Source organism: Sinomicrobium soli (genome assembly GCF_003285545.1).
GTDB lineage: Bacteria > Bacteroidota > Bacteroidia > Flavobacteriales > Flavobacteriaceae > Sinomicrobium.
Map to the genome: position 1 here is coordinate 234508 of NZ_QLNV01000007.1, position 12744 is coordinate 247251.

Sequence of the window (12744 nt, forward strand, 5' to 3'; positions counted from 1 at the left end):
CAAGCATTTAATATTCCACTTCTATTGCAATTTTACCATAGAAATTATCATCGCCAGCTTTGGTTTCCGATATCGGAAAGCTGGATAATGAAAAAATGTCCAAATTTTATTCTTCGATTTCTTTAAATATTTTATTCGGTAAACAAGGCTTCTCGCAATACGGCCGAAGCCTGGGTCAGTGCTTCCTGTACCCCTGGAATATCTGACAGGGGGTTCAACATTCCGAAATCGTGTATCATTCCCTTGTACACGGTAATCGTAGTAGGAACACCGGCCTCATCCAATTTGCGGCCGTAGGCCACTCCTTCATCATAAAGGATGTCGTTTTCGGCCACCTGGATCAAGGCGGGGGGCAAACCTTGCAAGTCTTCAAGAGTGGCATTGACCGGGGAAACATATTTTTGCATACGTTCCTCGGGATTGGGGAGATACATGTCCCACATCCATTCCATAATTGGAGTGGTCAGGAACCGTCCCTGCGCATACTTCTTGTAGGATGGACGGCTGGTATCGGAATCCACCAGTGGCCATAACAATAGTTGGAACGCCAGTTTTGGGCCCTTGTTTTCCTTCGCCGTTAAGGCGACCACCGTAGACATGTTTCCACCCACACTGTTTCCGGCAACGGCCAACCGGGAACCATCTACTCCTATTTCTTTGCCGTGTTCGGCAACCCATTGAGTTGCAGCATAAGCTTGATTAACAGCCACGGGAAATTGTGCATCAGGTGTCGGGGTGTAATCCGGAAAGACAGCCACAGCGCCGCTTTTGACCACCAGGTCTCTGACCAAGCGTTTATGGGTCGGGTAATCGCCCAGCACCCATCCTCCACCATGAAAGAACATAAATACGGGCAGGTTGTCCTTGGCACCTTTGGGTTTTACGATATGAATAGTGATGGTCTGCCCATCCTGGGTTATTTCTCTTTCCGACTCTTCGATATCGCTATAGTCATAGGATACCGAATTCTGAGCATCCACAAGCACCTGACGGGCATCCTCAGGAGATAATTCTTCCAGTGGCGGTCCGTCACTACTGTTCAGAACCGCCAGGAATGCACGGGTATCTTTTGAAATGTTCGGGTCTTTCTCCCCGGGAATAGTCTGTGCCATAAGATCTGAATTTAAATGGGTTAAAATGAAAAAAATCGATATTACTGTCAATCTCATCTGTTTCATAGGTTTTCTTTTTTTGGTTTATTTATATTGCTGTTATTCGATTGTTTTAATAACCTCTTGACCTTATCTACATAACACCAGGCAAATTTCGACCAGGGTTTGGGTAAGATAGAAGTGACCACAGGATGGCCTGTCGCTTCAAAATGTTTTTGTGCATGCCGGTTTGGGGAAGCGTTGCAGCACAAAACAGTTCCGCATGTCTGGCAGAGTCGCAGGTGGTTCCATGTACTCCCTGTCTTTACACATTCTTCACACACTTTTGTCCGGGTGGTCTTGAATTGATCCCCGGCCAAATGCTCACAGTATGTATTCTTATCTTCCATACCTATAGCTGTTCTGATTGTTGATTTTTAAGGTCCGCCAAAAACTGATGGACCTGGCTAATAGCCATAGAGCCTTCACCCACTGCCGAGGCCACCCTTTTTACAGAACCTTTTCTGACGTCACCGACAGCAAAAAAGCCCGGTATGCTCGACTCCAGAGATTGTGGTTTTCGCTGCTCGAAGATGGAACATTTGGTAAGCGCGGCTTCGATTACATCCTGGCCTGTATGAATAAAGCCCTTATCGTCCATGGCAACAATGTTATTCAACCACCCGGTACATGGTTTTGCCCCTATAAAGGTGAACAGATTGGATATACCTATGATTTGTTCACTGCCTTCCGTATCCAGTACCAGGGACTCTAAGTGATGCGTTCCATGGAGTTGGACTACGTTACTGTTCTTTTGCACGATAATATTAGGAGTGGCGTAGATTCGCTGTACGAGATAGTCACTCATCTTGGATCCGAGATCATTGCCCCGAATAATTACGTGTACTTCCCGGGCATGATCTGCCAGAAACAAAGCGGCCTGCCCTGCCGAGTTTCCGCCGCCTACCACACCGACCAGCTCGTCTTTACAGGCTGAGGCATTCATTCCGGTAGCCGAATAGAAAACCCCGCTGCCTTCAAATTTATCAAGACCTGGGACAGGCAGGCTTCTGTATTCCGCCCCTGTGGCGGCGATAACAGATTTTGCTTTGATATTCCTGTCGTTGGAAGCGCATAAGGTAAAGTAAGACCCGTTGTATGCTATCTTCTCCGCCTGGTGCGGAATGGATATGTGGCAACCGAATTTCTGTGCCTGTATATAGGCCTTATTGGCGAGGTCTGTTCCGGAAATTCCGGCTGGAAAACCCAGATAATTTTCTATTTTCGAACTTTTTCCTGCCTGCCCTCCGGGAGAATTACCATCTATAGTTACTACATGTAACCCTTCTGATGCCGCATAAACACTTGCGGCCAGCCCTGACGGACCTGCCCCGACGACGAGCACATCGTATATTTCGTCTCCGAATTCTGTGAGTACACCTGTTTGCCTGGCGAGTTCGGCCACCGTCGGTTTCCTGAATAGTTCTCCGGTAATATTTATCAGAATAGGCAGATCCTCCTGGGTCAGGCAGAAGTTTTCCAGCAGTTGCTGAGCTTCTTCAGATATATCCGTGTTCAGAAAGGTATGCCAGATATGATTTTTCTCCATAAAATCGCGCAGGCCATAGGTTTCTTTGGAATTTTCGGAACCGAGAACTTTTATGCCCCCTACGAATTCTCTGAGCATGGTTTCCTGTCTTTGGACAAAGGCCTTTAGGAGAACGTCGCTAATATCGCTATACCTGGCAATTATTCCTTTTAATATTTCCGGTTTTATACGTAATACCGTAGCCCCCTGAGAAGCATAACCGTTAAAAGGAATCCCCCTGCCGGACAACATACTGTTATCTCCGGTAAATTCATGAATACCATGGGTTACAACCTGGTCTTTGTTATGCTCATCTTTCACACGTATTTCCCCGTCCAGGACAACGTAAAAATCGTAATCGCTGTCGCCGACTTTAAAAATTGTGGTCTCCTCCTCAAAGGTGATAATATCCCCGAATTCTTGGAGCGTATAGATCTGTTTCTGGGTTAGTACTGGAAATCTCGGATCAGTCATTTTTATAATCTTATTTAATTTGGAATCATAGTTTCGTATCGCAGAACTCTGATCTTCATGGTATGTTTTTAAATATGTATTGCGGAGAGTGGGGATTAGAATATACACTCAGACCTCCAGAAAACTTTCCCGGTCATTTTTTAAAAGCGTTTTAATACGCTGCGTATCTCCCACAAGCCATAAAATATCATCTGCTAACAAGATTTCGGAAGAAACAGGATTAAATATCCGTTCACCGCTCCTCTCAATACCGACAACATGGCTACGTAAATCTTTCCTTATTCGCGAATTTTTTATCGTTTTTCCGGAATGAGCATTGGCTCCGGTAATTTGTAGTTTAACAAGTTGGATATCATCGATATTAATATCTTCTTCACTGTCCTCCTGCAGATTTACCTGGTCGAATAGCTGTTTTAACCGTATTATCTGTTCGTCCGTACCCAGTATGCCTACTTTATCAAAGGGTAATATCCGTTCTTTCCCGTCCGGCAAATGAATAGTTTTGTCGCTTCTGCGTATATAGACGATGTTTATGCCAAATTTCTCTTTCCAGTTGAGTTCATACAAGGTCATCCCGGCAAATGAAATGGTATCTGCTGCTTCCAGTTCTGTTACATAGGCATTCCACTCTTGTAATTGCTTTTTAGCTACCTCGTTTTTATGATGAAGCTCTATACCCGCTTTATTCCTGATATATTCAAGCCGTTCCCTTTCATTAAGATTGGAAATGAACCGCTGCTCGATGCGCTGGTAAACTTTCTGGACCCTACCCGAGAAAAACCAGAGCAAAGCCACGATTACGGGAATAGCAATGATAAGTGCATATCTTGTTGTTGTGATCTGATCGATAAAAAACCCTATCAGAAATACTCCGAGGAGATAGCGCATGGCGTGGAGTGAAAGCCCCGCTATCGAATAATTGACTTGATAGGCATTAACGTTATTGCCTTCTCCGTCCAGGTGAATTTTTTTGATTAGAATAGCCCATAAAAAAGGGGAAGCAAGTAATGCCGCAGTACTGATAAGGATTATATTGCGCCAGAGTACACTGTCTATCTGCGTATTTAAAAATGGTATTACCGCATACTTGAATATCAGGGATATGGCCATAAGCAATATACTGTTTACAAGAAGTATCCTGCCGTATTGGCGCAACATTTTTCGCCACAGGGGATTGTCCTTGATTTTCTGTGTTTCTGTGGTGTACTCCTCCAAACGTGCAATCCACTTTTCCGGAAAAATTTTGATCAGACCATTATAAATGGGTTCAGAAAATTTTATAAAGTACGGTGTGGTGAAGGTCGTTATCGCCGATACGCCCACGGCAACAGGAAATAGAAATTCGGAAATTACTCCCAATGACAGTCCCAAAGCGGCCACTATAAAAGCAAACTCCCCGATCTGGGCCATACTGGCACCAATTTGTACCGCCTGTTTAAGAGGCTGTCCGGAAGCCAGAGCCCCCAATGCGCTAAAGAAAAATTTCCCGGTCACGGTAAGTACGGTAACAAAAAAGATGGGAACGGCATAAGTGTACATGGCCTGAGGGTCGATCATCATCCCTACGGAAACAAAAAAGATGGTTCCAAAAAGCTGTTTTATGGGTTGTGTAAGATGTTCGATCTTTTCTGCCAATACGGTTTCTGCTATTAAAGATCCCATGACAAACGCTCCCAACTCTGCAGAAAACCCAACCTGCGTAGCAAACAATACCATCCCGAAACAAAGCCCTATGGAAAGAATAAGTACCGTTTCTTCGTCCATCCACTTTTGGGTCTTGTGTATAAACAGAGGAAGCAAATAGATCCCTACCAGAAACCAGAGTGCCAGAAAGAAGCCGAGTTTAAGAACGACAAAAAGAATTTCAAGCCCCTGGAAATTTTGAGCTACGGCAACCGTAGAGAGTAGTACCATAAGAAGGATTACGATAATATCTTCTACGACCAATACCCCAAAAACCACCTTGGCAAATTGCCTGGTCTTGAGCCCCAGTTCATCAAAAGCGCGTAAAATAATGGTCGTTGAAGAACTTGCAAGCATCCCTGCAAGAAACAAGCTGTCCATCGGGTTCCAGCCCAACATGTATCCCGTAAGATACCCCCCCAGACCGACAAAGATAATTTCTGTAACTGCCGTGATGGATGCCGGGCCGCCTACCTTTATCAGCTTTTTAAAACTGAACTCCAATCCCAGACTGAACAATAACATGATAACACCGATCTCGGCAAAAGTCTCAATGTTGTCATGATCTGCAATAGTTGGCAGGTAGTGAAAATGCGGTCCTACCAAAAACCCGGCTATGATATATCCCAAAACCAGGGGTTGCCTGATTCGCTTGAATAGAATCGTAACTAATGCACCCACCAGGAGAATTAGTGCTATATCTTGTATTAATTCGGGTAAATGAGCCATGGTTGTTATATGCTGTTTTTTTATGGATTGAATAATTATGGGTATCAATCGGTTATTGGTGCCTTGAACACCCGGGAAATAGACTATTTAATGTTACGGGTTTTTAGAAATCTGAAAACAGATACTTTATGCCTATGATTCCCGATAGCTCAGCGCTCCGGAGGGGCAATGATCTATCTGATGCTTTATAGCTTCCTTCGAGGCGTGCTCCGGAGTTATCCAGGGCTTTGCTTTTGGGTCATAAACCTTGGGCAGGGTTTTGACACAGACACCGGCGTGAATGCATTTTTTGGGATTCCACAGCACCGTTAAATCCTCTTTCTGATATTCTTTGACAGTTTCCATAAGTGTGTTGTTTTATGATTTTAATACATCCCTGATCTCTTCTGTTTTACCAAATACGGCAGCCGCAAAAGGACACAGGGGAATGATTTTTATATTTTTACTTCTTGCCATTTCTACAATTTTGTACAGCATCTGTTTGCCTACCCCTTTGCCGTTATATGCCGGTTCTACATCGGTATGATCTATGATGATCAATTCGGGCCCGGCAATGGAATAGGTCATCATCCCTGCCCGCTTTTCATTATCCCGCGCCATGGCATATCCTTTGGCGTCGCTTTGTTTTAGTTGTATTTCCACAGTCTATGGTTTTAAGATTGTATTCAGAGATCCGTACAAACCCAGCTGTTTCCCGCCTGATGGAAAGCCACGGAATTTGTTTGCCGGTTCTGTTCCGCTTTTTATTTTTCTTTGATGAATTGCAGGAATGCCGTCAGTTTTACCGTGTCACTCACCACAATGCTTCCGGCTTCGGTAATGGCACTCCATGCCAGGTTAAAATCCTTCCTGTTGATACTTCCCGATATTTCAAAACCGGCTTTGGTTTGCCCGTAAAGATCCACGGCAATGCCATTGAAATCGACATTCAGGCGGATTTCCCGGGTAACATCCCTGATCGTCAGCTTGCCCGCCATTGTATTTCCGTCAAAAGATCCGGAGATAAACAATATTTCGGGAAATAATGCCGCACTGAAAAAATCGTCCGATCGCAGATGCTTGTCCCTGTCCCTGTTATTGGTATTGACGGAAGCTGCTTTCGCCGTGAATTGAAAAGCTGCTCCTATGAAATCCTCACGATCCGTCTCAGCCGTAGCAGTGAAATCCCCAAAGTGACCGCTCACCGTAGAAATCATCATGTGTTTTACTTTAAAGCTGATTTCGGAGTGAGCAGTATCAATATTCCATTTTGTTTTTTGCACTATACTCATTATACCATTATTAATAATTACTATTTATTATGATCAGGAAGCTGTCATCGATTGTATCCGCAATATGGTTAACTATGAACTAATTCCATGCCACAAACCTATTCAACTGATTAGCAATAAAATAAAAGGTAAAAAACAAAAATTATCATTCTAACTATTGATACATTTCGAAAATATCAGAATTTCAAGAATATTTATAAGATGGATATCTCGCTCATCAGACCGTATTTTATCTGTGAAATTTTTAGAGATCATAAAGTAATTATCAAATGAAACACGTTAAACATTCGTGAATGGTTAAAAGTCTCCTTGCCGTCATGTGCAGGCTCTACATCGATATGATCTATCACGATCAATTCGGGATCGGCAAAAGGAATAGACTATTAGTCCTACCCTTTCCTCATTGCATATCCTTTGGCACGGTTTAATTCTATTTCAAGAATTGTTATTCTTTTTTTATCAATGGGGTTAGAACAGGGTATAAAACCTCAAAACAAGTGCTGTCTTTTTGATCTTTTTAAAACCTGAATTCTGTTGTCAATACAAAATGATAAAGTGTATCCGGCAGGCTACTCTCTTTTAAAAAAGCACCCGGGAATACAATATTGGACTCCAGTTGTATGTTTATAAAACTGCTGGGTTCAAACGAGATATTGGCTCCCATTTGATGGGCTATAAACCTTTTGTTGTTTGTACTCGGATAATCCAGGGTCATGGGTGCGCCATATACACCGTCTTCTGTCGAATAGCGCCAAAAGACGTCATAATCTATTTCTGCCTGCCATTTGTTGAAGGTTGTGTTTATATAGGGATGAACATCGATGAGGTTGGAAGGGCCAAACCGGGCAACCCGCCCGAAATATGCTCCTCTGGGGTACAAAGCATCAAAGGTGTTCATTTTGTTGTCTGTAGCATCCCTGTCACCGCTTATCGCTTCCGTCTTTATGCCTAATCCGAAATCTCTTCCCATTATAGTAGTTTGTCTTTCTATATGCAGGGAAAGCGTCCATGCGGAAATATGCTGGTCCCCGAATGTCCCGAACTGGTACACCGCTTCATTGTTATAGGTCAGCTTTTTATAGTTGCCAAAGTGCCTGATTCCGACAGATGTTCTTCGCTCATTTTCTGTCCCGCTGTTATATAGGGCATTATCATCTTTCTGATAGAAGATATATACATCCACACCGGTCGTTCCAGAAAGTTGTGTTGTCGTGTATATACCGGAAAAGGTTTCGTCAAACTTTAAATAATCATTGTCGAATACACCGGAAAAAGGTTGTACGGGAACCGAGAAAAATCCCTTTACCTTAAAATTCCGGTTTTGATAGTTTAGCTCTGTAAAATCAAATGATCTCCTAACATTAGGACCTTCCCGGATATCGACCAGCCTTCCCGAGCCCAGGCGCATGTTGTGCCTACCCGCGGCAATATCCCAGCTTGATGTGAATTGGTATTTGACAAACAACTGGTTTATATAAAGCTCGTCTTTGTCTACCGGACTAATATCATCTTTATTTGTTGGCAAACTACTGCCCAGTTCTGTAAATAGTTCAAAATTCCTGCCTGCTTTTAAATGGGCATGCGCTAAAAATCTATTTAAATACCAGCTATTATCCTGGCTTGCATAGCGGTCAAATTCACCATTAATAAATGATTCTGTTTGAAATCGCCAACTCCCCCCGAAGGAAAGTGTAGTATGGTGTGATATGTCAACAATTTTTAAATTTTGATACAGGGTTTTATCCTCTATAGAATCTATTGATCTCAAATTATCTTGCTGGCGTAAAAGGGCAAACTCCTGACCATACATGGAACAATGAAAAGCAATCAACAATATCATACAATTTTTAAGTCTCATAACTAAACCCAGGTTGGCAATACTACTCACGAATTGAAGGAAAGATTGCAATAATCTTTAGCCGATTTTTTACATATTGATTTTAAGACAATTACCCCCCTGATTATTCTTTTGTAAATTGCAGGTCAATACTCAATTTTACAGTATCACTTACCGCAATACTACCTGTTTCCGTTATGACACTCCAAGACAGGTTGAAATCCTTTCTGTTAATGGCACCGGACATTTCAAAACCAGCTTAGGTTTGCCCATAAGGGCCCACGGCCATTCTATTGAAATCAACATCCAAGTCAATTTCCTTGGTGGTATCCCTAATTGTTAAATCTCCTACCAAAGTGCTTCCGTCAAATGATTTGGACTTAAATATGATCTCAGGATTGGGGTCTGCATCGAAAAAATCATCTGATTTCAAGTGTTTATCCCTATCACCATTTTTTGTGTTGATAGAACCGGTTTTTGCCGTGAAGTGAAAATCCGCATCAATGAAGTCCTTATTACCGGTCTCGGTTGTTGTATTAAAATCTTCAAAGTGACCGGCTACTGTAGAAATCATCATGTGCTTCACTTTTAGCAGATTTCAGAATGTACAGTGTCAATTATCCATCTTGTTTTTTCTGTTGTACTCATGCTTTTTACGATCTAAAAATCAGTACTCATTTATTTGCTTTGATAACCTCCGTAATATTTTACCGGGGACCAGTCGGGGATTACTTCCGGTAGTTTTGGGTTCATATTTTGATATTCACCTGAAGCAAATACTACGTTGCCTCCCACTATGGTTAAAACTGATTTTAAATTATTGATTTCTTTTTCCGGAACGGTGAAGTAATCACCGGATAATAGTGCTAAGTCTGCATACATACCGTTTTCTAAAGTCCCTTTAACGGTTTCTTCATCGGAAATCCAGGCACTGCCTTTGGTGTATAAATGCAAAGCTTCTTCTCTTGACAATTGGTTAGCCGGTTCGGATAGTTGAAGATCTCCTACGGTTTTACCTGTAATCAACCAATATAATGCGGGCCATGGATTGTAGCTTGCCACCCGTGTACCATCGGTTCCGGCTCCTACAGGAAGCCCCATATCCATCATTTTGCGAACGGGTGGTGCCTGTTTTGCCTTATCGGCTCCATAACGTTCAACGAAGTACTCCCCGGCATAGGCCATACGCGCCTGAATGGCAATCCCTCCGTTTAAAGTCTTTATTCGTTGCAGATCTTCTTCCTTTACTGTTTCTGCATGGTCAAACAACCACCTTTTGGACGCCAATTTTCCATTGGTTTCCTCGTTCACCTCTTCGATCACATCCAACATGTTAGCTATGGTTTCTCCGTAAGTAGCGTGTATCCTGAATGGCCAGCCGTTATCTACATGAAGCCGTATGATTCTTTTGAGATCTTCCCGCCAGGTAGGTCTGTCTTCCAGCATAGGCTGAGGGGCCAGAAAATTTTCAAAATCACCGGCGCTCCAGGCCAGAAATTCTCCGCCGCCTTCCAGCTCATATCCGTGGTCCAGATGTATCTCCCCATTATGTCCAACCTCATTGTTGGCTATCCATTCCTGAAATTCTGCGTATTCCTCACCCTTGTTTTGCGGGAACAGATAATAGGAAAGACGAATGGGCATTTCACCCGCTTCAGCCAGAAGTTTTGTACCCGCATAGTCCTTTGGAAATTTATGGCCTCCCCCACCGGCATCGATACCGCTGGTAATCCCAAAGCTGTTTAGTTCCCGGTAGAATTGTCTGGTAGAGTTTACCATTTCTTCCTCTGATAAAGAAGGTAATGCCCCGATGCGGGCATATAAGATCCCCGGATTGGGTTCTGCCAAAAGCACACCGGTCAATTTACCGTCGGCGCCTTTTTCAAAACTACTGCCTTCCGGGGCCTTCGTATTTTCGTCAATCGCCAAAGCATCGAGTCCCGCCTGATTGAGCCAAGCCCTGCTGTACAAAAAAAGCACATAAGCAGGTACATCTCCGGTAGCCTCGTTGATCTCCTGTGGGGTCGGAAAACGCTTTTCTTCGAATTGAAAAGGGCTCCACCCGCCTATTACCCGGACCCATTGTCCTTTAGGGGTTCTCTCTGCCTGTTCTTTTAACATCCGTAAGGCTTTCTTCAGGGACTTCACACCATCCCAACGGAGTTCGGCATTAAAAAAACGCCCGCCTCTTGTCAGGTGCAGATGCGAATCGTTGAGACCGGGGATTATGGTTTTGCCATGGGCATCAATGATTTTGGTCCCTTCGTTTTTCAGCTTTAAGATCTCTTCATTAGCTCCCGTCTCCAATACTTTTCCATCCTTTATAGCAATAGCTTCTGTAATTGTTCTGTCCGTATCCATAACAGCAACTTTTGCATTATGAACAATCAGGTCGGCAAACGCGATGTTTTTGCTCTCCTTTTCTTTACAGGAGACAAATGCCAGGACAATAGTTAAAACTAATATAAATCGTTTCATCATTACTGTGAATAAGAACGCTCTGCTCCATGGAAGCAGAGCGTTTTGTATGGATTAATGTTTAAGCATTTCTCTTGCGTACTGCACCCCTATGCCATAAGCGCCCCCGTATTTAACAACGAGGTCATTTACCGGCTTATAGGTTTCCTGCCTGGCCCAATCGCGTTGTAATTCCAACAGGTATTGCAGGGAGGTAATGGGTTTTGCACCGGCCTGAACCATACGCGTTACCGCCTGGTCATGCGCTTCTTTGGAAACGTCTCCGGAGGCATCGGTTATCACATACACATCATAACCTTCACTAATGGCAGATAAAACAGGTCCTACAATGCAGACACTGGTCCACAAACCGGCCATAACGATTTTCTTTTTCCCTTTACCGGTAATCGCTTTATGCGCATTTTTATCCTCCCAGGTATTCATCGTAGTTCTATCTACGTAACCGGAAGTTGATTCGGGATAAAATTCCTGGATTTCAGGAAAGACAGGACCGCTGAATGATTTTTCTGCAACCGTAGTAACAACCGTCGGAATTTTAAAGATTTTAGAAGCTCCTGCCACGAGCCCTGTGTTGTTCCTTAATTCCGTCGTAGAAATACTATGTGTGGCAAATGCCATTTGCCCTTCATGATCTATCAATAGTAAAGAATGGTTTGTCGGATTTAATAATTCCGGACTGGGTTCTTGTGCAAATCCTAACAAACCGGAGATTCCGAATGCAATAAATAAAATTGTCTTTTTCATTGTTGATTTAATTTGTGTCATTGTTGACGGTTATACATACTTTGATTCTTATTTACATCCGCATAGGAACTTCCATTAGGAGTAGCTCGGTGTCGGAATCAGCTTTTATCGCCAATTCCCGTACATCCCAGACCCCAAGTCCGTCCCTGTGGTTCATGGATTGGTTGTTTACGGTAACATTACCGCTAAGGACAAATACATAGACCCCGTTGTTTTCCGGGTTCTTCAGGCTATAGGAGAGCTCTCTTCCCTTTTCGAGGCGGGTCATATTAAACCAGGCATCCTGGTGTATCCAAACCCCTGCGTCATCCGGGTTGGGTGATAATACCTGCTGAAAACGGTTGTTGCGGTCTTCTGCCTTTAACGTTATCTGATCGTAACGGGGGGTGACATTCTGCTTGTTCGGAAAGACCCAGATCTGAAGGAACTTCACCTCTTTGTCCTTGTTTTTGTTATACTCGGAATGTGTTATCCCGGTTCCGGCACTTAACACCTGGATGTCCCCGGATTTTATAACGGCTACATTCCCCATGCTATCCTTATGTTCCAGATCACCTTCGAGGGGAATGGAAATGATTTCCATATTTTGATGCGGATGGGTACCGAAACCCATCCCGGCAGAAACCCTGTCATCATTTAATACGCGGAGCACCCCGAAGTGCATACGCTCCGGGTCGTGGTAACTGGCAAAACTAAAGGTGTGCCGGGAGTGTAACCAGCCGTGATTGGCGTCTCCTCTTGTTTCTGCTTTGTGAAGTACAGTGTGCATAGTTTTAAATTCGTTATTTGATATATGATTATAGCTGTTTCTTTCGCTCTATCCCGATCTATGTTTTACCGGGATTTATT

General features: G+C 43.4%; 11 protein-coding genes and 1 pseudogene. All 12 read right to left on the minus strand.

Annotated features, from left to right (window positions below):
- Positions 1–131: 131 nt before the first annotated feature.
- On the minus strand, positions 132–1112 hold the full coding sequence (locus tag DN748_RS11375) for an alpha/beta hydrolase (RefSeq protein WP_112371994.1): 981 nt from the start codon (positions 1110–1112) through the stop codon (positions 132–134).
- 62 nt (positions 1113–1174) lie between these two features.
- Entirely contained in the window at positions 1175–1501 is a 327-nt protein-coding gene (locus DN748_RS11380; RefSeq protein WP_112371946.1) for a UBP-type zinc finger domain-containing protein, read from the minus strand.
- A 2-nt stretch (positions 1502–1503) separates the two neighbouring features.
- Positions 1504–3153 carry an FAD-dependent oxidoreductase gene (locus DN748_RS11385; RefSeq protein ID WP_112371947.1) on the minus strand — a complete coding sequence of 550 codons (1650 nt, stop codon included), beginning with the start codon at positions 3151–3153 and terminating at the stop codon, positions 1504–1506.
- Positions 3154–3261: 108 nt separating this feature from the next.
- Positions 3262–5565, minus strand: a complete 2304-nt coding sequence (locus DN748_RS11390; RefSeq protein WP_112371948.1) for a cation:proton antiporter — start codon at positions 5563–5565, stop codon at positions 3262–3264.
- Between the two features lie 132 nt (positions 5566–5697).
- Complete coding sequence (locus tag DN748_RS11395; RefSeq protein ID WP_072317500.1) at positions 5698–5910, minus strand: (4Fe-4S)-binding protein; 213 nt, start codon at positions 5908–5910, stop codon at positions 5698–5700.
- Positions 5911–5922: 12 nt separating this feature from the next.
- Complete coding sequence (locus DN748_RS11400; protein ID WP_112371949.1) at positions 5923–6207, minus strand: GNAT family N-acetyltransferase; 285 nt, start codon at positions 6205–6207, stop codon at positions 5923–5925.
- A 101-nt stretch (positions 6208–6308) separates the two neighbouring features.
- Positions 6309–6836 (minus strand): YceI family protein, encoded by a 528-nt coding sequence (locus tag DN748_RS11405; RefSeq protein ID WP_112371950.1) that lies wholly within the window; start codon positions 6834–6836, stop codon positions 6309–6311.
- A gap of 517 nt (positions 6837–7353) precedes the next feature.
- Positions 7354–8724 (minus strand): alginate export family protein, encoded by a 1371-nt coding sequence (locus DN748_RS11410; protein WP_146746601.1) that lies wholly within the window; start codon positions 8722–8724, stop codon positions 7354–7356.
- A gap of 73 nt (positions 8725–8797) precedes the next feature.
- Positions 8798–9250: pseudogene (locus DN748_RS19405) on the minus strand (YceI family protein).
- A gap of 101 nt (positions 9251–9351) precedes the next feature.
- On the minus strand, positions 9352–11034 hold the full coding sequence (locus DN748_RS11420) for an amidohydrolase (RefSeq protein WP_236636846.1): 1683 nt from the start codon (positions 11032–11034) through the stop codon (positions 9352–9354).
- A gap of 171 nt (positions 11035–11205) precedes the next feature.
- Complete coding sequence (locus tag DN748_RS11425) at positions 11206–11895, minus strand: hydrolase (protein ID WP_112371953.1); 690 nt, start codon at positions 11893–11895, stop codon at positions 11206–11208.
- Between the two features lie 52 nt (positions 11896–11947).
- A complete protein-coding gene (locus DN748_RS11430; protein ID WP_112371954.1) occupies positions 11948–12664 on the minus strand; it encodes a pirin family protein in 717 nt (238 codons plus the stop codon).
- Positions 12665–12744 lie beyond the last annotated feature (80 nt).